This is a genomic window from Micromonospora foliorum, from assembly GCF_022229015.1.
Classification (GTDB): Bacteria; Actinomycetota; Actinomycetes; order Mycobacteriales; family Micromonosporaceae; genus Micromonospora; species Micromonospora foliorum.
Map to the genome: position 1 here is coordinate 1 of NZ_JAKKFF010000258.1, position 24,593 is coordinate 24,593.

Consider the following 24,593-nt stretch of genomic DNA (forward strand, 5'->3'; position numbering starts at 1 on the left):
CTGGAGACCGGGTACGGCTGCGCGGAGCCGGGTGCCGTGGTGGTGCCCCAGCCGGTCGGAGTCCAGCCGGAGTGCGGAGCCGGGGGTGGCGGTGGGCTCGGGGTGGACACCGGTGGCTGTGCTTCACCACTCGGGCCGGGTCGCGCCCAGTCGCTCGGCTCGGACGGAGGAGCCGGCGGGTCCGCAGGGCCGGTCTGCTCGGACGGAGATGCCGGCGGGTCCGGAGGGCCGGCCGGTTCGTCCGCGGGGGGCCGCGCCGGTTCCGTCACGAGGTCCTCCTGTCGACAGGCCGCCACCGCCACACGGCGGACACCGGCCAGGCTACCGCCGCGAGCGCCGCCGCCCGCGGCGGGCGCCCAGCGGCGGCTCAGTCCATGTTCGCCGGGTAGTCGTGGCCGAACGGGGCACCGGCCAACCGGACCACCCCGATGACCACAGCGGCCACCACGCTGACCGCGACCAGCACCAGGCCGGTCCAGGCCATCCACTCCCCCCGCCGCAGCCAGACGCTGCCGGTCAGAAAGCCCCCCGAGGCGTACGCCTCACGGCGCGCCTGCCGGGCCAGTTGCAGGGCCACCGTGGCCGGCACCACGCCACCGATGAACAACCCGGTCAGCATGCCGAGCAGGCCCAGCGCGAAGACCGCCCGTGCCTTCGTGGCGCGGGCCGGGTCCGGATCCAGCGGGTGGCGCAGGCCCTGGTGGGCGACGGACACCTGCCCGGGTGCGGTCGTCATCCCCCCATCATGCCGAACCCGACCCGGGGGTGGGTGGGCACGGACACGACGAGGCCCCCGGCTTCCACCGGGGGCCTCGTCGTGTGACTGGTGCTTAGCGGTACGACCCGAAGTCGAAGTCGTCCAGCGGCACGGCCTGCCCGCTGGCCGGCCCGAAGCCGTAGTCGGTCTCCGGGTAACCGGTCATCGAGTAGACCTTGGCCTTGGCCTCCTCGGTCGGCTCGACCCGGACGTTGCGGTACTTGCTGATGCCGGTACCCGCCGGGATGAGCTTTCCGATGATCACGTTCTCCTTGAGGCCGACCAGCGAGTCGCTGCGCGAGTTGATCGCAGCGTCGGTCAGCACCCGGGTGGTCTCCTGGAAGGAGGCCGCCGAGAGCCAGGAGTCGGTGGCCAGCGAGGCCTTGGTGATACCCATCAGCACCGGACGACCGGCGGCGGGCTCGCCGCCCTCCGAGACGAGCCGGCGGTTCTCCGACTCGAACAGCGCCCGGTCGACGAGCACACCCGGCAGGAACTCGGTCGAGCCGGAGTCGATGACCGTCACCCGCTTGAGCATCTGGCGGATGATGATCTCGATGTGCTTGTCGTGGATGAGCACACCCTGCGAGCGGTAGACCTCCTGGACCTCACTGGTCAGGTGGACCTGGACCGCACGCGGACCCATGATCCGCAGCAACTCGTGCGGGTCGATGGTGCCCTCGGTCAGCTTCTCGCCGACCGCGACGTGACCGCCGTCGTGGGTACGGAGCTTGACCCGCTTCGAGATCTTGTCGTAGACGATCTCTTCGCTGCCGTCGTCCGGCACCACGATGATCTTGCGCGAGCGCTCGCCGTCCTCGATCCGGATCCGGCCGGGGGTGTCGGCGATGGGCGCCTTACCCTTCGGGACCCGGGCCTCGAAGATTTCCTGAACACGCGGCAGACCCTGGGTGATGTCCTCACCCGCGACACCACCGGTGTGGAAGGTACGCATCGTCAGCTGCGTACCGGGCTCACCGATGGACTGGGCGGCGATGATGCCGACCGCCTCGCCGATGTCGACCGACTTGCCGGTCGGCAGCGACCGGCCGTAGCAGGCCGCGCAGACGCCCAGCTTCGACTCGCAGGTGAGCACGCTGCGCACCCGGACCGTCTCCACACCAGCGGCGACGATCTTGTCGACTCCGATGGAGTTGATGTCCTGACCGCGCTCGGCGACCACGGTGCCGTCCGGCCCCTTGATGTCGTCGGCGAGGGTACGGGCGTGCACGCTCGTCTCGGCGTGGGTGTGGACGACGAGCTTGCCGTCCAGCTTCTCGCCGATCTGCATCGGGATCGCCCGGTCGGTGCCGCAGTCCTCTTCGCGGATGATGACGTCCTGCGAGACGTCCACCAGACGACGGGTCAGGTAACCCGAGTCGGCGGTCCGCAGCGCGGTGTCGGCGAGACCCTTACGGGCACCGTGCGTGGAGATGAAGTACTCCAGCACGGACAGACCCTCCCGGTAGCTGGCCTTGATCGGCCGCGGGATGATCTCGCCCTTGGGGTTGGCCACCAGACCACGGATCGCCGCGATCTGCCGGAGCTGGAGCAGGTTACCGCGGGCGCCCGAGTGGATCATCTTCCACAGCGGGTTCTCCTGCGGCAGCGCGGTGTCCATCTCCTTGGCGACCTCGTTGGTCGCCTTGGTCCAGATCTCGATGAGCTCGCCGCGACGCTCCTCGGCGGTCATCAGACCACGCTGGTACTGCTTGTCGATCTGGTCGGCGTCCTTCTCGTACCGCGCCAGGATCTCCGCCTTGCGCGGCGGCGCGATGACGTCCTCCATGCCGATCGTCACGCCGGACCAGGTGGCCCAGTGGAAACCGGCCTCCTTGAGCCCGTCCAGGGTGGCGGCAAGCGCCACCTTGGGGAAGCGCTCGGCGAGGTCGTTGACGATCGCGGAGAGCTGACCCTTGCGGATCTCGTAGTTCACGAAGCGGTAGCCCTGCGGCAGCGTCTCGTTGAACAGCACCCGACCGAGGGTGGTCTCCACGGTCAGCGGGTCACCCTCGACCCAGCCCTCCGGGGCGGCCCACGTCTCGGAGCCGGCGCCGTTGTCGACACCGACCACGCCACGCAGGCGGATCTTCACGGGCGCCTGCAGGTGCAGCTCACCGTTGTCGAAGGCCATCCGCGCCTCGGCGTCCGAGCTGAACGCCCGGCCCTCGCCCTTCTCACCGGCGGTGAGGTGGGTGAGGTGGTACAGACCGATGACCATGTCCTGGGTGGGCATGGTGACCGGCTTACCGTCGGCCGGCTTGAGGATGTTGTTCGACGACAGCATGAGGATCCGCGCCTCGGCCTGAGCCTCGGCGGACAGCGGCACGTGCACCGCCATCTGGTCACCGTCGAAGTCGGCGTTGAACGCGGTGCAGACCAGCGGGTGGATCTGGATCGCCTTGCCCTCGACCAGCTGCGGCTCGAAGGCCTGGATGCCCAGGCGGTGCAGGGTCGGTGCGCGGTTGAGCAGCACCGGGTGCTCGCCGATGACCTCTTCCAGCACGTCCCACACGACCGGGCGCTGACGCTCGACCATCCGCTTGGCGGACTTGATGTTCTGTGCGTGGTTGAGGTCGACCAGCCGCTTCATCACGAACGGCTTGAACAGCTCCAGCGCCATCTGCTTGGGCAGACCGCACTGGTGCAGCTTGAGCTTCGGGCCGACCACGATGACCGAACGGCCGGAGTAGTCGACGCGCTTGCCCAGCAGGTTCTGGCGGAACCGGCCCTGCTTGCCCTTGAGCATGTCGGACAGCGACTTGAGCGGGCGGTTACCCGGGCCGGTGACCGGCCGGCCGCGACGGCCGTTGTCGAACAGCGCGTCGACGGCCTCCTGGAGCATCCGCTTCTCGTTGTTGACGATGATCTCGGGCGCGCCGAGGTCGATCAGCCGCTTGAGGCGGTTGTTCCGGTTGATCACGCGGCGGTACAGGTCGTTCAGGTCCGAGGTCGCGAAGCGGCCACCGTCGAGCTGCACCATCGGGCGCAGGTCCGGCGGGATGACCGGGACGCAGTCCAGCACCATGCCGAGCGGCGAGTTGCGGGTGTTCAGGAACGCCGCGACGACCTTGAGTCGCTTGAGCGCCCGGATCTTCCGCTGGCCCTTGCCGGACCGGATGGTCTCCCGCAGGCTCTCGGCCTCGGCGTCGAGGTCCATGTTCTGGACCAGCGCCTTGATCGCCTCGGCGCCCATGGAACCGGTGAAGTACTCACCGAACCGGTCGCGCAGCTCGCGGTAGAGCAGCTCGTCGGTGACCAGCTGCTTCGGCTCCAGCTTGCGGAAGGTGTCCAGCACCTCGTCCAGGCGGTCGATCTCGCGCTGGGCCCGGTCGCGGATCTGGCGCATCTCGCGCTCTCCGCCCTCCTTGACCTTGCGCCGGACGTCCGCCTTGGCACCCTCGGCCTCCAGCTCGGCCAGGTCGGCCTCGAGCTTGGCGGCCCGCTTCTCGATCTCCGAGTCGCGGCTGTTCTCGGACTGCCGCTTCTCGGCCAGGATCTCGTTCTCGATCGTCGAGAGGTCACGGTGACGCGACTCCGCGTCCACGCTCGTCACGACGTACGAGGCGAAGTAGATGATCTTTTCGAGGTCCTTGGGGGCGAGGTCCAGCAGGTAGCCCAGCCGGCTCGGAACGCCCTTGAAGTACCAGATGTGGGTCACCGGAGCGGCGAGCTCGATGTGCCCCATCCGCTCACGACGGACCTTGGAGCGAGTCACCTCGACGCCGCAGCGCTCACAGATGATGCCCTTGAACCGAACGCGCTTGTACTTACCGCAGTAGCACTCCCAGTCCCGCTGCGGACCGAAGATCTTCTCGCAGAAGAGCCCGTCCTTTTCCGGCTTCAGGGTGCGGTAGTTGATCGTCTCAGGCTTCTTGACCTCGCCGTGCGACCACTGACGGATGTCGTCGGCGGTGGCGAGACCAATGCGCAGCTCGTCGAAGAAGTTGACGTCGAGCACTATGTCCCCTATGTCGTCGTCTGTACTGCTAATTCTCGGGTGGGGTCGGGGGCCGGCGAGCCGGCCCCCGACCGCTCACCTCAGACCTCTTCGACCGAGCTCGGCTCGCGCCGGGACAGGTCGATGCCCAGCTCCTCAGCGGCCCGGAACACCTCGTCGTCGGTCTCGCGCATTTCCAGGGCCACACCGTCGCTGGAGAGCACCTCAACGTTGAGGCACAGCGACTGCAGCTCCTTGAGCAGCACCTTGAACGACTCCGGGATGCCCGGCTCCGGGATGTTCTCGCCCTTGACGATGGCCTCGTAGACCTTCACCCGGCCGAGCACGTCGTCGGACTTGATCGTGAGCAGCTCCTGCAGGGCGTAGGCAGCGCCGTACGCCTGCATCGCCCAGCACTCCATCTCACCGAAACGCTGACCACCGAACTGCGCCTTACCACCCAGCGGCTGCTGCGTGATCATCGAGTACGGTCCGGTCGAACGAGCGTGGATCTTGTCGTCGACCAGGTGGTTGAGCTTCAGGATGTAGACGTAGCCGACCGCGATCGGGTCCGGCAGCGGCTCGCCGGAACGACCGTCGAACAGCTGCGCCTTGCCGGTACGCCCGATCAGCTGCTTGCCGTCCCGGTTGGGCAGGGTCGACTCGAGCAGACCGGAGATCTCCTCCTCGCGGGCACCGTCGAAGACCGGGGTGGCCACGTTGGTGTCGCCCTCGGACTCGTGTGCGTCGATCGAGCGGAGCTGGCGCTTCCAGTCGGCGTCGTCACCCTCGACCTTCCAACCGGTCTTGGCGACCCAACCGAGGTGGGTCTCCAGCACCTGGCCGATGTTCATCCGGCTCGGCACACCGAGCGGGTTGAGCACGATGTCGACCGGGGTGCCGTCCTCAAGGAACGGCATGTCCTCGATCGGCAGGATCTTCGAGATGACACCCTTGTTGCCGTGCCGGCCGGCGAGCTTGTCGCCGTCCTGGATCTTGCGCTTCTGGGCGACGTAGACCCGGACCAGCTCGTTGACACCCGGCGGCAACTCGTCGCCGTCCTCGCGGGAGAACGTGCGCACACCGATGACCGTGCCGGTCTCGCCGTGCGGCACCTTCAGCGAGGTGTCCCGAACCTCACGCGCCTTCTCACCGAAGATCGCGCGGAGCAGCCGCTCCTCCGGGGTCAGCTCGGTCTCGCCCTTGGGCGTGACCTTGCCGACCAGGATGTCACCGGGGACGACCTCGGCGCCGATCCGGATGATGCCGCGCTCGTCGAGGTCGGCGAGCATTTCCTCGCTGACGTTCGGGATGTCGCGGGTGATCTCCTCCGGGCCGAGCTTGGTGTCCCGGGCGTCGACCTCGTGCTCCTCGATGTGGATCGAGGTGAGCACGTCCTGCTGCACGAGGCGCTGCGACAGGATGATCGCGTCCTCGTAGTTGTGGCCCTCCCAGCACATGAACGCCACCAGCAGGTTGCGTCCGAGTGCCATCTCGCCCTCGTCGGTGCACGGACCGTCGGCGATGACCTGACCGGCCTCGACGCGGTCGCCCTCGAAGACGACCGGCTTCTGGTTGACGCAGGAGCCGGCGTTGGAGCGGCGGAACTTGTGCAGCAGGTACGTCCGGCGGTGGCCGTCATCCTGGTGGATGGTGACGTAGTCGGCGCAGAGATCCTCGATCACACCGCCGACCTCGGCGACGACCACGTCGCCGGCGTCGACCGCGGCCCGGTACTCCATGCCCGTACCCACGAGCGGCGCCTCGGCCTTGACCAGCGGCACCGCCTGGCGCTGCATGTTCGCGCCCATCAGTGCCCGGTTGGCGTCGTCGTGCTCGAGGAACGGGATCATGGCGGTCGCGACCGAGGTCATCTGCCGGGGCGAGACGTCCATGTAGTCGACGGCACCGGGGAGGACGTCCTCGGTCTCGCCGCCCTTACGACGGCAGAGCACCCGCTCCTCGGCGAACGTGCCGTCAGCCTTCAGGCGCGCGTTGGCCTGGGCCTTGACGAACCGGTCCTCCTCGTCCGCGGTCAGGTAGTCGATCTGGTCGGTGACCCGACCCTCGACGACCTTCCGGTACGGCGTCTCGATGAAGCCGAACGGGTTGACCCGGGCGAAGGTGGACAGCGCGCCGATCAGGCCGATGTTCGGGCCTTCCGGCGTCTCGATCGGGCACATCCGGCCGTAGTGGGACGGGTGCACGTCGCGGACCTCGAAGCCGGCCCGCTCCCGGGACAGACCACCCGGGCCGAGCGCGCTCAGCCGACGCCGGTGGGTCAGGCCCGCCAGCGGGTTGGTCTGGTCCATGAACTGGGACAGCTGGGACGTCCCGAAGAACTCCTTGATCGCCGCCACCACCGGGCGGATGTTGATCAGGGTCTGCGGGGTGATCGCCTCGACGTCCTGCGTGGTCATCCGCTCGCGGACGACCCGCTCCATCCGGGACAGGCCGACCCGAACCTGGTTCTGGATCAGCTCGCCCACGGTGCGGAGGCGCCGGTTGCCGAAGTGGTCGATGTCGTCGGCCTCGTAGCCGTCCTCACCGGCGTGCAGCCGGCACAGGTACTCCACGGTGGCGACGATGTCGTCCTCGGTCAGGGTGCCGGTGGTGATCGGCACGCCGACTTCGAGCTTCTTGTTGAACTTGTAGCGCCCGACCTTGGCGACGTCGTACCTCTTCGGGTTGAAGAAGAGGTTGTCGAGCAGGGTCTGGGCGTTCTCGCGCGTCGGCGGCTCGCCAGGGCGCAGCTTGCGGTAGATGTCTAGCAGGGCCTCGTCGGCGCCGGCGATGTGGTCCTTCTCGAGCGTGGTCATCATCAGCTCGGACCAGCCGAACTTCTCACGAATCCGCTCGGCCGACCATCCGATGGCCTTGAGCAGGACGGTGACGGCCTGCCGACGCTTACGGTCGATGCGTACGCCGACCGTGTCGCGCTTGTCGATGTCGAACTCCAGCCAGGCACCCCGACTCGGGATGACCTTGACGCTGGAGAGGTCGCGGTCGGAGGTCTTGTCCGGCTGCTTGTCGAAGTACACGCCCGGAGACCGGACGAGCTGGCTGACCACGACACGCTCGGTGCCGTTGATGACGAAGGTGCCCTTGGGCGTCATCATCGGGAAGTCACCCATGAACACCGTCTGGCTCTTGATCTCGCCAGTGGTGTTGTTGGTGAACTCCGCGGTCACGAAGAGCGGAGCGCAGTAGGTCAGGTCCTTCTCCTTGCACTCCTCGATCGAGGCCTTGACCTCGTCGAAGCGCGGCGCTGAGAAGGAGAGCGACATGGTGCCGGAGAAGTCCTCAATGGGACTGATCTCTTCAAGGATCTCCGCGAGACCCGAGCGTGCGTGCGGGTCGTCCGCCGACCGGCCCTGCCAAGCCTCGTTGCCGACGAGCCAGTCGAAGGACTCGTTCTGAATGGCAAGGAGGTTGGGGACCTCGAGGTGTTCGGTGATCCTGCCGAATGAAACTCGGCGGGGAGCGAATGCGCTCGACGTACGACTGGTCTTCGCAGGGCGGGAAGCTGCCAAGATGCGTCCTTCCGAGGACCGGTGCTGCAGAACGGCTGGTACGCGTGCACTCCAATGACCCCACCAGAAATATCCGTAAACGGACATTTCCGAGCAGGGGTCAAGTCGGAAGGCAGCGCAAACTAGCAGTGTAGCCGAGAGGCTAACCGCTGTCCAGCCCACCCTGCAGGTTGTTTGCGGAGCGCGCCTCGGCCCCCGTCAACCGGGGTCTGCCGGGCCGCTCAGAACGCAACTCCCCACTGGGCCGCTCGGGTTCCAGCGGCCGATGGTGCCGCCGCTGTCATACCCACGTCGTGGCCGTCGCAAGCGCGGTGTCTTGCTGGTGTCAGCGTGCCTGGCAGCCCCGGGCCGCGTCAAGGGCCGGTATTGCCCTTGCCCCGTGTTTCCCCCTGGAGAGCGACCCGCCGGCCTCGTTCCGGTCGACGCAGCCGCTGGTCGGAGCCCAGCTCAGGGCCGATCGGAGCCAACGCCACCAATACGGCGGGCGGTGATCCGTGTCGGATCACCGCCCGCCGCGACGCGATGGTGTCCCGGCTCACGAGCCGGGTACGCGTTGGTGGAACGTCAGGTCACTTGAGGGTGACCTTGGCGCCCTCACCCTCGAGCTTGGCCTTCGCCTTGTCGGCGGTCTCCTTGTTGACCTTCTCCAGGATGGCCTTCGGCGCGGACTCGACCGCGTCCTTGGCCTCCTTGAGGCCCAGGCCGGTCAGCTCACGCACGACCTTGATGACCTGGATCTTCTTGCCACCGTCAGCCTCGAGGATGACGTCGAACTCGTCCTGCTCCGGCTCGGCCTCGGCCGCAGCGGCGCCGCCGCCACCACCCTGGGCAACCGCGACCGGAGCGGCAGCGGTGACCTCGAAGGTCGTCTCGAACTGCTTCACGAACTCAGAGAGCTCGATCAGCGTCATCTCCTTGAACGCGTCGAGCAGCTCGTCGGTGCTGAGCTTCGCCATATCTGGCGTCCTTTCCTGATTCTGTTAAGTAAGAACTGGTGCGCCGTGGGGGCCTCAGGCCGCCTCGGCGCCCTCCTTCTCGCGCTTGTCCTGCAGTGCAGCCGCCAGACGGGCGGTCTTCGACAGCGGGGCCTGGAACAGGGCCGCGGCCTTGCTCAGGTTGCCCTTCATCGCGCCGGCCAGCTTGGCCAGCAGCACCTCGCGGGACTCCAGGTCGGCGAGCTTCGTGACCTCGGCCGCGGTGATGGCCTTGCCCTCGAAGACACCGCCCTTGATGACGAGCTTCGGGTTGGCCTTCGCGAAGTCGCGAAGCCCCTTCGCCGCCTCGACGACGTCGCCCGAAACGAAAGTCAGCGCGGTAGGACCGGTGAACAGCTCGTCGAGGCCGGTGATGCCCGCGTCCGTCGCAGCACGCTTGGCCAGCGTGTTCTTCGCGACCGTGTAGCTGGTATCGGCGCCGAGCGAGCGCCGAAGCTGGGTGAGCTGGGAAACCGTCAGACCGCGGTACTCGGTCAGCACGGTGGCGCCCGAGCTGCGGAAGCTCTCGGTCAGCTCAGCGACGGCCGTGGCCTTGTCGGCCCGGATCGGCTTGTCCGCCATGTCCCTCCTCTCTCGTTACTCGAGGCTGGTCCCCGTCTCGGCCGAAGCCGGAACGGGGGCGGAGGCAGCACGACAACGAAAAAGCCCCGGCGCAGGGCGCACGGGGCGAGGGCCGGCGGATCACATGGTCGGCGGACCACATTCACTGCCGAGTTACGCTTGCCGCCCTACGCGGGTCGCCCGATGTCGCGGGACCTTCGACCGCGCCGAAGCACGGTGACCAGCGGTCTCTGGGTGGTTCCTCATCCATGAGAACACGGATGACGGTTGAAGAGTACGCGCCCGGGCCAGCAGCACCAAATCGCGGTCTGTGAGCCACGCCACCGGCCCTGATCAGGTCAGCCCTGGGCCCGCCGCCGCCACAGGTAGCCGCCGACGACCGCCGCGCTCCACGCCAGCGCCCACCCGCTCAGCCCCAGCAGGGTCAGCGCGGCGGCGTCACCGCCGGTGGTGCGGGCCGCGGCCATGATCGGCGGCGCCAGCCAGGGGGCCACCGAGCCGGTCAGGCCGAGCACCACCGCGCCGACCCCGCCGAGGGCCAACACCGCGACGCCGTACCCGGCGCCGCCCACCGACGCCCGACTGGCCAGCGCCCCAAGAGCAACCGCGGCGGGTACGACCAACAGGTGCGCCCACAAGCCCAGCGCGAGCCCGACCGGAATCGACCGGTCCCCCGGGTCGACCGGGCCGGACACCCCGCCGACCAGCCACGGAAAGAGCAGCGCGACGGCCACCGTCACCAGCGCCGCCACCGCGGCGGCGAGCAGCCCGGCCAGCCGCTCCCGCGCCACTCCGACCGTCACCTGCGCCAGCCGACGCTGCACGTCCGGCTCGACGTCCAACAGGATCTTGGTCTGCCAGGCGAGCACCGGAAAGAGCACGACCGCGGAGACGCCGTACGCCTCCGCGGGCTGGGCACGACCACCGCCGTAGAGCGTGCCGAGCGTGATCAGGCCGGCCAGCAACGGCGCCACCGCCCGGCCGGTCCGCAGGAAACCGGCCAGCCGCATCCGGACCAGGGCGCTCACCGGCTCTCCCCCGCTGCCGGCTCGACCACCGCGTCGGCGGCCTCCGGCTGCTCCGCTGCCAGCTCCCCGGCCATCCCAAGCGGCGGTTCGGCGGGCCGGGCGGCATCGGCTTCCCGGGACGCCTCGGCGGGTCGGGCGGCACGGGCTTCCCGGAACGGCTCGACGGGTCGGGCCTGGGGTGCGGCGGTGGAGGCGTCGGAGCGTACCCGCAGGACCTGGTGGCCCTCGGCGCGCAACCGGGCGACGGTGCCGGCGACCCGCGCGGCCGGCACCGCGACCTCGACCACCGCGAACGTCTCGTCCGTCGACGACGTCTGCTCGGAGAGTGCGCCGTCGGCCACCAACCAGCGGCGCGCGCCCGGCAAGCGGACCGTCTCCCCGCGGTGGTCGCTGACCAGGACGGACCCGTCGGCGGCGAGCACCTCGGCGATCAGCTCGGGCACCAACTCGCGGGTGGCGGCGTCCAGCCCCTCCCACGGCTCGTCGAGGACCAGCAGGCCCGGCGGGCGCAGCATCGCCTGGGCGAGGCCGACCTTCTGCGCGGTGCCCTTGGACAGCTCCGGCAACCGGACCGAGCGGAACGCCGACAGCCCGAGCCGGTCGGTCCAGGAGGTCACGGCCTCGTCGGCCGCGGTCCTGCCCAGCCCGGCCACCCGGGCCATCCCGGTCAGATAACGGGTCACCGTGAACGGTTGGTCCGCGGGGAACCGCTCCGGCACCCAGCCCACCCGCGCCGGCCGGTCGGTGACCCGGCCCCGGCCCGGCCGGAGGACCCCCGCGGCCACCTGGAGCAGGGTCGACTTGCCCACCCCGTTGCGGCCCAGCACGATCGCCGCCTCACCGGGACCGATCCGCACGTCGATGCCCCGCAGCACCCACGGCCCTCGCCGGTGGTACCGCAACCAGACGTTCTCCAGCCGCATGGGGTCGAGCCTGCCACACGTCAAACGCGCCGGGGCGCCGCCACAGTCGTGGCGGCGCCCCGGCGGAGCGAACTGTCGACTCAGGCGTCGGCCTGGTCCTCCCGAAGGTTCTTCACCAGGTTCGGGTCGACCGGGACACCCGGGCCCATCGTGGTGGTCAGGATGACCTTGCGGAGGTACTTGCCCTTGGCCGCGGACGGCTTGGCGCGCAGCACCTCGTCGAGCACCGCAGCGTAGTTGTCCACCAGCTGGGTCTCCGTGAAGGAGGCCTTGCCGATGATCAGGTGCAGGTTGGAGTGCTTGTCCACCCGGAAGGTGATCTTGCCACCCTTGATGTCCTGCACCGCCTTGGTGACGTCCATGGTCACCGTGCCGGTCTTCGGGTTCGGCATGAGACCGCGCGGGCCCAGGATCCGCGCGATCCGGCCGATCTTGGCCATCTGGTCCGGCGTGGCGATCGCCGCGTCGAAGTCGAGCCAACCACCCTGGATCCGGGCGACCAGCTCATCGGTGCCCACCTCGTCGGCACCCGCGGCGGCGGCCTCTTCGGCCTTCGCGCCACTGGCGAACACGATCACGCGGGCGGTCTTACCGGTGCCGTGCGGCAGGTTGACCGTGCCGCGGACCATCTGGTCCGCCTTGCGGGGGTCGACGCCGAGGCGCATGGCGACCTCGACCGTGGCGTCGAACTTGACGTTGGTGGTCTCCTTGGCCAGCTTCACGGCCTCGGTGGGAGTGTAGAGCTTCGACCGGTCGATGACATCGGCGGCCTTGCGGTAGCTCTTGCTGCGCTGCATTGCTGATTACTCCTGTGGTCTCTGGCGGGCCGCTCGGCGCGAGCCCTCCCACGGTCGGGTCGAAGGCCGGGGCCGACGTCAGTCGTTGACGGTGATGCCCATCGACCGGGCGGTGCCGGCGATGATCTTCTCGGCCTGGGCGATGTCGTTGGCGTTGAGGTCGGCCATCTTCTTCTCGGCGATCTCACGCAGCTGGGCGCGGCTGACCGAGCCGACCTTCTCGGACTGCGGAACACCCGAACCCTTCTGCACACCAGCGGCCTTGATCAGCAGCCGGGCAGCGGGTGGGGTCTTCAGCACGAACGTGAAGGACCGGTCCTCGTACACGCTGATCTCGGCGGGGACGATGTCGCCCCGCTGAGACTCGGTCTGCGCGTTGTAGGACTTGCAGAACTCCATGATGTTCACGCCGTGCTGGCCGAGCGCGGGGCCGACCGGCGGCGCCGGCGTGGCCTGGCCCGCCGGCAACTGAAGCGTGAACGTCTTGACGAGCTTCTTCTTCGGAGGCATGTCACTTCCTGGGGCTTGGAGCTGGGAAAATGCGGCTGTCGCCGCCCTCGGGGCGCGCACGGTCAGCGCGGTGCGACAGCGGCGACATTCAAGAGTAGCGCAGGCCGCAGCCCACTCGTCCGCCGAGGTCGAGCGAGAGCGCGTACGCCGACGTCGGCGGCGGGCCGGGCCCGCCGCCGACGACCAATCAGATCTTGGCGACCTGGTTGAAGTTGAGCTCCACCGGAGTCTCGCGACCGAAGATCGACACCAGCACCTTGAGCTTCTGCTGGTCGGCGTTGATCTCGCTGATCGTGGCCGGCAGCGACGCGAACGCGCCGTCGGTGACGGTGACGGAGTCGCCCACCTCGAAGTCGAGGACCTTGATCTCCGGCTTCGCCTTCTTCTGCTCGGTCTCGACAGCCGGCGCCAGCCACTTCAGCACCTCGTCGAGCGAGAGCGGAGCGGGCCGGTCGGCCCGGTCGGTCGCGCCGACGAAGCCGGTCACACCCGGGGTGTTCCGGACGCAGGAGTAGGACTCGGCGGTCAGCTCCATCCGGACCAGGATGTAGCCCGGGAAGACCTTGGCCTGGATCTGCGAACGCTTACCGTTCTTGACCTCGACCTCTTCCCGGGTCGGCACCTCGACCTGGTAGATGAAGTCCTCCATGTCGAGGCTCGTGATCCGGGTCTCGAGGTTGGTCTTGACCTTGTTCTCGTAGCCGGCGTACGAGTGCACCACGTACCAGTCACCCGGCGCGTAGCGCAGCTTCTGCCTCAGCTCCGCGACGGGGTCGTAGTCCTCGTCCGGTGCGGGCTCGGTCGTTGGGAACTCCGGCTCGCTGGCGGCCTCAACCGACTCGTCACCAGCCGCCGTCGCGACCGTGGACTGCTCGTCCACCGGTCCGGCGGTCTCGTCGTACTCAGGCACGCTCGCTCACTTCCGTCACTATGGCTGGAGGCAGCCGGTCAGTCCGAGTTGCCAAAGACAAACAACACGACCTTGGCGAAGCCGAAGTCCAGCACACCCACGATCGTCAGCATCACCGCGACGAACGCCACCACCACGGCGGTGTAGGTCAGCAACTCCTTGCGGGTCGGCCAGATGACCTTACGCAGTTCGGCTACGACCTCGCGGAAGAACCGGGCGATGCGGCCGAAGACGCCCACTCGACCCGTTTCCGACCGCGTGGTCGGTCGGCTGTCCGCCGACTCCGCCCGGGCACGGGACCGCGTGGCGGTGCCTCCCCGGGAAACCGGCTCGTCCGCGCCGGAGGCGTCGTCGTCGGCCACGTCGTCGACGATCTCGTCGTCGAGACGATCGTCGCCGTCGTCGTCGCGCCGCTTGTTGTCGGCCACTTCGCCCTCCGTCGCGGAATCTGGGGTCGCACGCCGAGTGGCGTACGCGGCGCTGGTCACGCCGGCCGGACCCAACCGTCCCGCGACGGGCCGCGGCCGGTGGATCACCCGGAGGGCCCGACTGCCTCGGACCACCCCGCCGATTCCACCACCACGGGCCGGACGCCGCCGAGCTGGCGGCGCGACCCACGGGAACGGTCAGGCCTGAGGCGCAGGGGTGACAGGACTTGAACCTGCAGCCTGCGGTTTTGGAGACCGCTGCTCTGCCAATTGAGCTACACCCCTATGCGGCAACACTCGCCCCACGCGGCCACAGACGACCGAGCAGGGGTCACTTGCCCCACGGCGGACCAGTGTACGGGTAGCCGCCCGACTTTCCCAACCGGTCTCTCCGCCACGCGTGGCGGGCCCGGTTCAGGGTGCCGTCCGGATGGTTGCCCGCGCCTGGGACAGCACCTTCTCACCCAGGCAGGTGGCGGTCACCTCGAGTCGGGTGAGACCGTCCTCGGTCACCTCACGGACCCGCGCGGTGACCTCGATCTCGGCCCCCTGGTCGTCGTCCGGGACCACGACCGGCCGGGTGAAGCGCACGCCGTACTCGACCACCGCGTCCGGCGAGCCGGCCCACTCGGTGACCGCCCGGCCGACCAACGCCATGGTGAACATGCCGTGGGCGATCACCCCGGGCAGACCCACCTTGGTGGCGACCCGGTCGCTCCAGTGGATCGGGTTGAAGTCACCCGATGCGCCGGCGTAACGGATCAGGTCCGCCCGGGTCACCCGGAACGTCTGTGCTGGCAACTCCATCTCACGCCTCCCCGCGAATGACATACCTGGCCCACACGGCGACCACGGGTTCCCCGCCGACGGTGCTCACGTCGGTACGCGTGGTCAGGAAGCCGTGCCCACCCCGGGTGCTGACGTCCTCGATGGTGTTGGTGCAGACCAGCTCGTCGCCGGCGAACACCGGCCGGGTGTACGCGAACCGCTGGTCGCCATGCACCAGGCGGCTGTAGTCGACACCCAGGGCCGGGTCCTCGATGATCTGGCGGCTCGCGGCCATCGTCACGATCACCGGAAAGGTCGGCGGGGCCACCACGTCGGGGTGGCCCAGCGCCTGGGCGGCCGCCGGGTCATGGTGGGCCGGGTCGGTGGCACCGATGGCGCTGGCGAACTCGCGGATCTTTTCTCGGCCCACCTGGTAGGGGGCGGTCGGCGGATAGGTCCGGCCGACGAAGGAAGGGTCCAGAGACATGCCGCGAACCTACACGGAAAGCCCAATCGCCGACCTGATCGGGAGGCGGCGGCGGAGCCGCACCAAACCGGTCAGATCGGCGATCGGAAAGCTTCGACAGCGGCCGGCCCGAGGCCGGCCCGCAATCAGCGGGTCTCGCGGTGGACCGTGTGCCGACCGTCGCGCGGGCAGAACTTCTTCAGCTCGATGCGGTCGGGGTCGTTGCGGCGGTTCTTGCGCGTGATGTAGTTGCGCTCCTTGCACTCCACACACGCCAAAGTGATCTTCGGCCGGACATCGGTAGCCTTCGCCACGGCGGAGTGCCTTCCTCGCTAACGGAAACAACTACGACGCGCCAGCCTAGACGCTGACAGCGCGGACATGCAAAGTGGGCGCCAGAAGCGCCCATTTTCTTACGACCACCGGCAACGAGCCCGGAAGACGAGAGTAGCGGTGGCCGGACTTGAACCGGCGACACAGCGATTATGAGCCGCTTGCTCTACCATCTGAGCTACACCGCTGCGATGGGTCCAGCTGAACCCTCGAGCCCCCTTACGGAATCGAACCGTAGACCTTCTCCTTACCATGGAGACGCTCTGCCGACTGAGCTAAGGGGGCCTGCGCGATCTCCCCGTGGGGCGCGCAGAAGTAAGAGTACACGGCCCGGCTCGACAGGTGAAATCGGATCCCCGGTGATCGTCCGCGCCCTGCTCAGGGCACGACACGAAGGCGCGGCAGCTCCCCGTTGGAGATCGTCTCCGGCTCGACCTGGGCGCCGAACCAGGCAGCCAACCGCTCGTACGGCAGCGGCCGGCTGAACAGGAAGCCCTGCCCGATCTCACAGCCGATGTCCTGGAGAAGCTCCAGGGTCAGCTCGCTCTCCACCCCCTCGGCCACCACGGCCAGGCCGAACTGCTGGGAGAGGGTCACCACCGCGTTGACGATCGCCAGGTCCCCCGGATCGGTCGCCATGCCCTGCACGAAGGAGCGGTCCACCTTCACCTCGTGCACCGGCAACCGCCGCAGGTGCGCCAGGGACGAGTCGCCGGTGCCGAAGTCGTCCACCGACAGCCGTACGCCCAGATCCCGCAACCGTTGCAGGGTGGGGATGGGCCGGTCCGTGCCGTCCAGCACCCCCGACTCGGTGATCTCCAGGGTGAGGCGCTGCGCCGGCACCTTGTACTCGGTCAGCAACTCCTGGACCCGGTCCGGGAAGTGCTGGTCGATGAGCGTACGAGCGGAGAGGTTGACCGCGATGGGCAGCGGCTGGTCGGCCAGCGCCCAGTCCCGACTGCGGCGAAGGCCCTCACGGAGCACCACCTCGGTGAGCCGACTCAACTGACCGGTGTGCTCGGCCACCGCCACGAAGTCCTCCGGAGCGACCGTGCCGTGCGCCGGATGCTCCCACCGGGCCAGGCACTCGACCCCGACCAGACGCCTGTCGCGCAGAGTCACCTTCGGCTGGAAGTAGACCTCCAGCTCGTCCTTGTCCAGTGCCTGGCGCAGGTCGCCGGCGAGACCCAGGCGGCGCAGTGACCGGGACTCCAACGCGGGGTTGAACAGCTGCACACTGCCCGGCACCGACTTGGCCGCGGTGGCGGCGAGGTCGACCCGTAGCAGCAGGGTCGCCGCGTCGCTGCCGTGATCCGGGTGTACGGCAACCCCGACGGCGGTGTTCACGTCGAGGGTGAGCGCGTCGAAGACCATCTCGTCGCGGATCTGGTCACGCAGTTGAGCGGCCAGCTCAAGCGCGGCCTCGGCGCTCTCCAACCGCAGCGTCACCAGGAACTCGTCCCCGCCGGCACGACCAACCAGAGCCGACGACGGCGCGCTGGCCCGCAACCGGTTGGCGACCTCGGTGAGGACCTTGTCCCCGGCCGCGTGACCCAGGGACTCGTTGACCTGGCGTAGCCCGTCGACGTCGAAGAGCAGCAGCGCCACCACCTCACCCGGCGCGCGGATCTTGACCGACTCGTCAAGCGCCCCGGTGATCCGCCGCCGGTTGGGCAGTCGGGTCAACGTGTCGTGGTGTGCGTCGTGCCGGAGCCGGTCGACCAGTCGCGAATTTTCCAGGGCCACTGCCGCGTGCGCGGCGACCGTCTCGAAGACGGGGATGTCGCCGGGCGTGAAATGACCGACGTCGCTGAGCCGGTTGACCACCTCGAGCGTGCCGATCACCGCCTGACCCGAGTAGAGCGGCACCACGATGATGTCCTTCACACCGGTGGCGCGCAGCGACCCCCGCAGGCTCTCCTCGTCCCCGAGGCGAACACCCATCGCCAGACTGCGGCGCTGACGGCGGGCCTCCTCGCGGACGACCACCGGCGTTGGCGACGTGTCCAGCAGGCCGGCGTCGTCGACCCGCGCGGTCAGCATCACCTCCGGGTGACGCCCCTGGGCGGGCAGCCACAGCGTCGCGTACTCGGCCTGCATGAGCCCCCGGATCCGACCGAGGAGGACGTCAGCGAGGTTGCCGCTCTGACCGTTGGCGGTCATCGCCTGAGTGAGTTCGTACATGTCGCCGAGCGTCCGGTGCTGACGGAAGAACTGCTCGTACGACCGGTAGACCTTCGCGAGCGCGGCCGCGAGCACGACGATCAGCACGGACGACCACCACGTCGTCCGCACGGCGATCAGAACGACCAGCCCGACGACGATGTTGACACCGGAGGTCAGCAGGGGCGGCAACGCGTTGCGCAGCACGCCCAGTGCCGCCTGCCAGCCGTGCATGATCGCGATGACGCCGGCCACACCAGCCAACGTCGAGATGAGGATCGTGCTGACCGCGACGAAGAGCACGGCCCAGGTCCGTGGCCCGACCTCCCCCTGAATGGGCGGGAGCGCCAGCAGCACGAGCCCGGCGAGCGACGCGGCGGCAGAGGCGTTCGCGACGTTGAAGGCCAGTTTCGCGAGGCCGAACCGGTACCGCAGATGGGTGATCAGCGTCGAGAGCGTGTACGCCGCGACCACCATCAACGGCGGCAGGAAGAAGAACGCCAACACGAGTGGGATCTCGGTCAGCCGCGACCCGAAGGACTGGCGCCCGATGACGAAGTTGAGCATCGGTAGGCCGGCGACCACCATCACGGCCAACAGGACGGCGGCGAGCCCCCAGGATCGGAGATGGTCATGACTGGCCAACCCGATAGCCGTCGAGAAGATTGCGGCCGCGAATGCCAACGGCCCGGTGATGAACCAGGCGTACTGGGCAGGGCGGCTAGGAGACCCTGAGCCACCCGATGCGGGCCGACGCTCGGCCATACCACTCCTTACCGGTCACTGCCACAGAACCATGCACGGCCGGCGAACGAAGCTGGCGGCAACGTCGATCACGGTGCTGATGCCGCCTGCCCGACCTAGCGGAGTGGTGCCGTCCAGACGAAATCGAAGGCTTGGAACTCCCCGTAACCGGAGGCCCCTCCAGCCATCACGGCCAGGGCCAGAACTGCGAACACCATGCCGACCCGCCGGGCCAGCCTTTGACCAGACATCGCGTGCTCCTCGTGGCAGGGGTGTCGGGAAGGCAAGATTCCACGATGGTGCCACACCGGGGGCAGCCCGCAAAGCGGTCGGACGGCTGAGCAGCGCGGGCCCGTCCAGTCGGCCCGAACGCTTCAACGACGGATGCCCAGCAAGGTCGTTGGCTCGCCCCAGGAGACGCGCAGATGATGCATGTTCAAGTTATAGCCACAATTTGGATCTACGTCATGGATGCCACTTCCGGTTGCAAAGCCCGCCTGGAACCCAAAGCCGGCAAGCGTGGGGGGCGGCACCGGAACCTCTCCACCACCGGAACTCCCCTAGAACGACGGGCGCCGGTCGGCGGTTCGCAACCGGTGACCAGTTGAACACAACAATCCTCTCGGATCCATAGGATCGGAGTCTCTCGATTATCACCGCCGCCGGAGGATGGTTCGAGACTCTGTAGCCTTCGCGACGGATCGACAAGCTTCGCGGCGCTGCCCGCTGGTGTTCGACCGCCACCAACGGGGACCTCGCGGCGTGCTATCGCAGGGCCAGCTGTCGCGGGCTGGGGACTACCGCAGCGGCCGGAATGCAGCCCGCACCTCGGCGGCGAAGAGTTAAGGGGACAGGTACACCAACGCCAAGGCCAAGGATGTCGACGCGGATGTCATTGCCGAAGCGCGGCGCCTGCTCGCCGACACGACGACAGCCGAGGAGGGCTGACTCACCGTCACTCATCCGAGGGCGTCGCCGATCTTGTCGTTCATGGTGTCGTCTCCGCCGTCGATGCAGGTGGCGTAGAAGCGGAGCTGGACGGCTACGCTGTGGCCCAGGCGCCGGGCAAACCTGGGTCGGCGGGACATCTGCATTCAGCCCCCAGCCGCAAGATCGACCTGCCCACCATCCGCCCACAACGAGTCGTCCACGGCTGGACTCAGCCGGACCTGGCTAGATCAACGACAACGGCCCCTGAACAGCATCTCTGCTGGTCAGGGGCCGCATCTGCACCTGGTGGCGGGTAGAGGATTCGAACCTCTGAAGCTTTCGCGACGGATTTACAGTCCGCTCCCATTGGCCGCTCGGGCAACCCGCCAGGGCACCCCACCGCGTCGCAACGCGGCGGCGGAAGCAAGGATAGCGGCTCCCCCCGGTACCGATGCAACCGGGTACGGTCAGGGGGTCGTGCCGCTGGTCGGCGGCCGACGGCAGGCCCAGACCGCCGGACAGCAGGAGCAGAAACATGGCAGCGAACCCGTCGTTCGACATCGTGAGCAAGGTTGACCGTCAGGAGGTCGACAACGCCCTTCGGCAGGCGGAGAAGGAGCTCGCGACGCGGTTCGACTTCCGCGGCACCGGCGCTGAGATCTCCTGGTCCGGCGAGGAGGCGATCGGCCTCCAGGCGGAGACCGAGGAGCGCGTCCGCGCCGCACTGGACGTGTTCAAGGAGAAGCTCGTCAAGCGGAACATCTCGCTGAAGTCGCTGGATGCTGGGGAGCCGCGCCCGTCGGGCAAGATCTTCAAGATCGACTGCAAGGTGATCCAGGGCATCGAGACGGACAAGGCCAAGGCCATCAGCAAGAAGATCCGCGACGAGGGCCCCAAGGGCGTGCAGGCGCAGATCCAGGGTGACCAGCTTCGCGTGACCGGCAAGAAGCGCGACGACCTGCAGGCCGTCATCTCGCTGCTCAAGGGCGAGGACTTCGGCGTCGCTCTCCAGTTCAACAACTACAGGTAAGGCCCGATCATTTCCGCCGGTGCCGTCGTAGGTCACTTGTTGTGACCTCGGTAGACGTCGTCGCCAACTGTCGTCCCTGGTCGCTGGTGTTCAGCGCCCGACGGCCTGGCGCGCTTGGGGCCCTTGACAAAGCCGGTTAGGCAGAACGGTTGGACGCTGGCGGGTCGGGCGGTGGTCTGCTCGGCTCGCCCGGGTCGCCGGCTGGTCGAACCACTTCGCCGGCAGCGGGCTGTCGGGTCTCGGGACCTGCGTGACAGATCGCAGGACGTGGGTGACGTGTTCGGCTAGACGATCCGCAGCGCCGACGAAATTGCCAGCAGGTCAGCGGGTGGGTGGCCGGCCGGCCCTTCAGGATTGCGGCGACTGTACCGGCCATCACAGACCAGAGCACCATCGCCTTGCTGGCGCCAGTGCGGCCACCCCTGTGGCTCCTGCAGCAACCATTCACTCAACTCGCCTGCCCGAGGCCCGGCACCGCAACCCGTCAATGCAACCGTCGCCAGCGCCATCGCCTCTGAGGGCAGGTCCGCATCGCCCAACGCGGGCAGCAACAGCAGCAGCCGAGCGTGTGGCTTCACCACGCCGTGCGGCGCGTCCGACCAGTTCGCGACGGCGACCAGCTCGGGCCAGCTCAGCCCCGGACGGAACTCGTGCCCCCCGACGTTCGCCAGGTCCAGCTTGGAATTCCCACCGGACCGGCACAGGACGAACTCCGTACCCATGTCCCCGGTCAGGTTCCGGTAGACCACGTCGATCTCGTGCCGGTCGGGAAGCCCGAGCCGAAACACCGGCCACCCGTCTGGATCCGTCAGGCGACGGAAGTAACCAAGACAATCATCCTCGGTGACCTCAAAGGCGGCGGTGACCATTGAGGAGTCGTGGGACGCCATGGTGTCAATCAGGTAGGTCGGCCAGAACAGCGAGTCACTCAGGAACTGACCGCCGTCGACCAGCGGGTCGTTCTCGTACCCGGTAATAAGCACGTTCGCATACTGCCGTCCCGGCGAAGATGAAGCGATCCCCGGACGCAGGGCGCCCGGCTGAGATCGACTCGGGTTCCTGGAAGTCGGGGCATCCGGGCGACTGGGACACCGCGACTTTCAGGAAGCCGAGTCGATCAAGGAAAACCCCACCGGGGCACGGGCCGAGCAAGGCGCGACCGACCGGGGCACGGGCCGACCGAGACGCCGTGCGAGGCGCGGGCCGACCTAGCCATGCGGTCAGACGGTGACGGGCTCTTCGGTGCGTACCGCCGTGGTTTCCGCGCGGGCGATGGGCCCGGCGGGTAGTGCGGCGACCGCGGCTCCGACGGCGACCGCCGCCCCGGCGAACAGGAACGCCCAGCGGACGCCGCCGGCGTGGTCCACGATCACGCCGGCCACCGAGCCGCCGGCGGCGCTCGCCGCGACCGCGACGGTGACCACCCAGGTGTACGCCTCGTTCAACATGCCGGTCGGGGCGATCCGGCCGACCAGGGTGTTCTCCAGGGTCAGTGCGGGCGCGATGGTGGCCCCGCCGGCGACCAGCGCGACGCCCAACGCGAGTGGGGTGGGCATCACCGCGAACACGGCGAAGGTGGCGGCCAGCGCGGCGAGCAGTAGGGCGAACTGCCGGGTCATGTTCGGTGCTGGCTTGCGGACGCCGAACCAGAGCCCACCGATGGCGCTGCCGACCCCCCAGACCGCGAGCAGCACGCCGGCGAGGCTCTCCGGGTCGTCGGTGGTGTGGTCGCTCGCGAAGGCCGGCACGATCACTCCGGCGGCCCCGAACGCGATGCCCAGGCCGGCCACGCAGATCAGCAGGGCCGGGAAGCCGGGGACCCGCAGCGGGCCGAGCCCGCGGGCGTGGTGCTCCCGCGGGTGCGGGCGCCAGCCGCGCATGACCCGGCCGAGGGCCACGGCGGTCGTGCCGGCCAGGGTGACCACGGCGGCACCGATCAGCGCGGCTGCCGCGTCGGCGACCAGGACGAAGCCGGCGACGAGCAGCGGGCCGAGGACGAAGACGATTTCGAACAGGGTGGTTTCGGCGGCCAGCGCGGTGTTGCGGAGGTGGTATCGGCCGGAGTTGGGGCCGGTCAGGTCGTTCCAGGCGCCGCGGATGGCGGCGGTGAGCGGCGGATAGGTGGCGCCGGCCACGCCTGAGGCGAGGTAGATGACGGGGAGAGCGTCGTCGCCGGAGCGGCTGGCCAGCAGCAACCCGACGAGCGCCAGCGGGTGGGCCACGGCGGTGAGCAGCAGGACGGGGCTGGGGCCGACCCGGTCGGCGATCCGTCCGGCCACTGGGCTGAGCGCGGCACCGGCGAGGGCGTAGATGCCGCCCGCGATGGCGGCCAGCGAGTAGCGACCGGTCACCTGCTCGACGACCAGGAGCAGCGCCAGCGGGGTCATGCCGATTCCGAGCCGCCCGATGATGCCGGTGATCAGCAGCACGGGCGCGCCGGGGATCCGCCAGACACCCAGGTACTGACGCAGCGCGGTCACCGTGAACCTCCCGAGGGTGTAATGAGCGTGAGCCGTTATGACCCTAACGCCGCCGCCCGACAGGAAGACAGCGGAATAGTTCTCGACACACAGCGATCCGCCCGCACCCGGGGCGACCGGATACGGGCGGAGGCGGTGGATCAGTGGATCAACGCTGGAACTGCACCGGCCCCGAGTTGCGGGCCATCTGCTCCAGCCGGGCGACGCGGTCCTCCATCTTGGGGTGGGTGGAGAAGAGCGCGGCCATGCCGCCGCCCCGGAACGGGTTGGCGATCATGAGGTGGGCGGTGCTGGTGAGCTGGCCCTGGGCCGGCAACGGCCGGCGGCGGGCCACCGCATCGATCTTGCGGAGCGCGCTGGCCAGGGCCAGCGGGTCGCGGCTCAGTTCGGCGCCGGAGGCGTCCGCCTGGAACTCGCGGCTCCGGCTGATCGCCAACTGGATCACCGTGGCCGCGATCGGGCCCAGGATCAGGGTGAGCAGCAGCACAGCCGGGTTGGGTCGGTCCTCGTCGTCCCCGCCGCCCAGCGGGATGAAGAAGGCGAGGTTCGCCAGCAGGGTGATGATGCTGGCCAGGCCGGCCGCCACGCTGGAGATCAGGATGTCCCGGTTGTAGACGTGGGACAGCTCGTGCCCGATCACGCCACGCAGTTCGCGGTAGTCGAGTATCTCGGTGATGCCCTGGGTCACGCAGACGGCCGCGTGCTGCGGGTTACGCCCGGTGGCGAACGCGTTGGGCTGCGCTGTGGGGCTGACGTAGAGCCGCGGCATCGGCTGCCGGGCGTCGGTCGCCAGCTCCCGGACCATCCGGTACAGCTCGGGGAACTGTGCCTCGGTGACCGGTTGCGCCCCCATCGAGCGCAGGGCGAGCTTGTCGGAGTAGAAGTAGGAAACGCCGTTCATGACCAGAGACACGAGGACGGCGATGACCAGGCCGCCGCTGCCGCCGAACCAGTAGCCCACCGCCAGGATCAGGGCGCTGAGCAGGCCGAGCAGCGCTGCGGTCTTCAGACGGTTGTGGTGCACGATGTCTCCTTCGGTGCACGGATCGCCGGGATCCGCTGACCGGTGTAACAACCCGGTACCCGCCAACCATCCGTCTCAACGCTGAGAGTTGACTGAGACCAGGCCGGGTCGGGTCAGCGGCCGGCCAGGTCGAGCACCAGCTGCGGGGCGACGCCGAGCACCACGGCGGCCACCGTCGCCACCGCCAGCACCACCGCCACCACACCCACCACGGGTACGCCCGACGCTCCGCCACCGGCGAGCGCCGCGGCCGGGCCGGGCGTCGTCGGCGCC

At 68.8% G+C, this 24,593-nt stretch carries 19 protein-coding genes and 4 tRNA genes; 1 reads left to right on the top strand and 22 read right to left on the bottom strand.

All coding sequences use genetic code 11. The features are described from left to right. Positions 1 to 367: 367 nt before the first annotated feature. From PSH25_RS19495 to PSH25_RS19585, 19 genes are all read right to left on the bottom strand, one after another. Entirely contained in the window at positions 368 to 736 is a 369-nt protein-coding gene (locus tag PSH25_RS19495) for a hypothetical protein (RefSeq protein ID WP_238660441.1), read from the bottom strand. A gap of 94 nt (positions 737 to 830) precedes the next feature. Next, positions 831 to 4,718, bottom strand: a complete 3,888-nt coding sequence (locus PSH25_RS19500; RefSeq protein WP_238660442.1) for a DNA-directed RNA polymerase subunit beta' — start codon at positions 4,716 to 4,718, stop codon at positions 831 to 833. A gap of 80 nt (positions 4,719 to 4,798) precedes the next feature. Next, positions 4,799 to 8,230, bottom strand: coding sequence for a DNA-directed RNA polymerase subunit beta (gene rpoB / locus PSH25_RS19505; protein ID WP_238660443.1), 3,432 nt, complete (start codon positions 8,228 to 8,230; stop codon positions 4,799 to 4,801). Positions 8,231 to 8,799: 569 nt separating this feature from the next. Next, the gene (rplL, locus tag PSH25_RS19510) at positions 8,800 to 9,186 is read right to left on the bottom strand and encodes a 50S ribosomal protein L7/L12 (RefSeq protein WP_238660444.1); all 387 of its coding nucleotides are present in this window, start codon (positions 9,184 to 9,186) and stop codon (positions 8,800 to 8,802) included. A gap of 54 nt (positions 9,187 to 9,240) precedes the next feature. Further along, a complete protein-coding gene (gene rplJ, locus PSH25_RS19515) occupies positions 9,241 to 9,786 on the bottom strand; it encodes a 50S ribosomal protein L10 (RefSeq protein WP_112584808.1) in 546 nt (181 codons plus the stop codon). Positions 9,787 to 10,124: 338 nt separating this feature from the next. Next, positions 10,125 to 10,814, bottom strand: coding sequence for a hypothetical protein (locus PSH25_RS19520; RefSeq protein ID WP_238660445.1), 690 nt, complete (start codon positions 10,812 to 10,814; stop codon positions 10,125 to 10,127). Beyond that, positions 10,811 to 11,737 (bottom strand): ABC transporter ATP-binding protein, encoded by a 927-nt coding sequence (locus tag PSH25_RS19525; RefSeq protein WP_238660446.1) that lies wholly within the window; start codon positions 11,735 to 11,737, stop codon positions 10,811 to 10,813. Before PSH25_RS19525 ends, PSH25_RS19520 begins: the two co-directional genes overlap by 4 nt. A gap of 80 nt (positions 11,738 to 11,817) precedes the next feature. Next, entirely contained in the window at positions 11,818 to 12,534 is a 717-nt protein-coding gene (gene rplA / locus PSH25_RS19530) for a 50S ribosomal protein L1 (RefSeq protein WP_091402424.1), read from the bottom strand. Positions 12,535 to 12,612: 78 nt separating this feature from the next. Then, complete coding sequence (gene rplK, locus PSH25_RS19535; RefSeq protein ID WP_124820953.1) at positions 12,613 to 13,044, bottom strand: 50S ribosomal protein L11; 432 nt, start codon at positions 13,042 to 13,044, stop codon at positions 12,613 to 12,615. Positions 13,045 to 13,231: 187 nt separating this feature from the next. Next, on the bottom strand, positions 13,232 to 13,954 hold the full coding sequence (nusG, locus tag PSH25_RS19540) for a transcription termination/antitermination protein NusG (protein WP_112584800.1): 723 nt from the start codon (positions 13,952 to 13,954) through the stop codon (positions 13,232 to 13,234). Positions 13,955 to 13,992: 38 nt separating this feature from the next. Then, complete coding sequence (gene secE, locus PSH25_RS19545; RefSeq protein WP_030329860.1) at positions 13,993 to 14,382, bottom strand: preprotein translocase subunit SecE; 390 nt, start codon at positions 14,380 to 14,382, stop codon at positions 13,993 to 13,995. A 212-nt stretch (positions 14,383 to 14,594) separates the two neighbouring features. Further along, a tRNA-Trp gene (locus PSH25_RS19550) sits at positions 14,595 to 14,667 on the bottom strand. Between the two features lie 129 nt (positions 14,668 to 14,796). After that, positions 14,797 to 15,189, bottom strand: a complete 393-nt coding sequence (locus PSH25_RS19555; RefSeq protein ID WP_238660447.1) for a MaoC family dehydratase — start codon at positions 15,187 to 15,189, stop codon at positions 14,797 to 14,799. A 1-nt stretch (position 15,190) separates the two neighbouring features. Then, positions 15,191 to 15,637: a MaoC family dehydratase N-terminal domain-containing protein gene (locus PSH25_RS19560; RefSeq protein ID WP_238660448.1), complete on the bottom strand. Its 447-nt coding sequence runs from the start codon at positions 15,635 to 15,637 to the stop codon at positions 15,191 to 15,193. Between the two features lie 125 nt (positions 15,638 to 15,762). Continuing rightward, the gene (rpmG, locus tag PSH25_RS19565; protein ID WP_007073056.1) at positions 15,763 to 15,930 is read right to left on the bottom strand and encodes a 50S ribosomal protein L33; all 168 of its coding nucleotides are present in this window, start codon (positions 15,928 to 15,930) and stop codon (positions 15,763 to 15,765) included. Between the two features lie 134 nt (positions 15,931 to 16,064). Next, positions 16,065 to 16,137: transfer RNA gene (locus PSH25_RS19570), tRNA-Met, on the bottom strand. Positions 16,138 to 16,161: 24 nt separating this feature from the next. Further along, positions 16,162 to 16,234: transfer RNA gene (locus PSH25_RS19575), tRNA-Thr, on the bottom strand. A gap of 93 nt (positions 16,235 to 16,327) precedes the next feature. Then, positions 16,328 to 18,877, bottom strand: coding sequence for a putative bifunctional diguanylate cyclase/phosphodiesterase (locus PSH25_RS19580; protein WP_238660449.1), 2,550 nt, complete (start codon positions 18,875 to 18,877; stop codon positions 16,328 to 16,330). A gap of 1,213 nt (positions 18,878 to 20,090) precedes the next feature. Then, a tRNA-Tyr gene (locus PSH25_RS19585) sits at positions 20,091 to 20,174 on the bottom strand. Between the two features lie 147 nt (positions 20,175 to 20,321). On the opposite strand from PSH25_RS19585, the gene PSH25_RS19590 reads away from it, so the two are divergent. Next, positions 20,322 to 20,816: a YajQ family cyclic di-GMP-binding protein gene (locus PSH25_RS19590; protein WP_124774541.1), complete on the top strand. Its 495-nt coding sequence runs from the start codon at positions 20,322 to 20,324 to the stop codon at positions 20,814 to 20,816. A 284-nt stretch (positions 20,817 to 21,100) separates the two neighbouring features. Here PSH25_RS19590 and PSH25_RS19595 read toward each other — a convergent pair whose 3' ends face one another. The 3 genes from PSH25_RS19595 to htpX all read right to left on the bottom strand — a co-directional run bounded on the left by PSH25_RS19595 (position 21,101) and on the right by htpX (position 24,320). Then, the gene (locus PSH25_RS19595; protein ID WP_238660450.1) at positions 21,101 to 21,799 is read right to left on the bottom strand and encodes a hypothetical protein; all 699 of its coding nucleotides are present in this window, start codon (positions 21,797 to 21,799) and stop codon (positions 21,101 to 21,103) included. Between the two features lie 237 nt (positions 21,800 to 22,036). Then, positions 22,037 to 23,296, bottom strand: a complete 1,260-nt coding sequence (locus tag PSH25_RS19600) for an MFS transporter (RefSeq protein WP_238660451.1) — start codon at positions 23,294 to 23,296, stop codon at positions 22,037 to 22,039. 148 nt (positions 23,297 to 23,444) lie between these two features. Continuing rightward, on the bottom strand, positions 23,445 to 24,320 hold the full coding sequence (gene htpX / locus PSH25_RS19605; protein ID WP_238660452.1) for a zinc metalloprotease HtpX: 876 nt from the start codon (positions 24,318 to 24,320) through the stop codon (positions 23,445 to 23,447). Positions 24,321 to 24,593 lie beyond the last annotated feature (273 nt).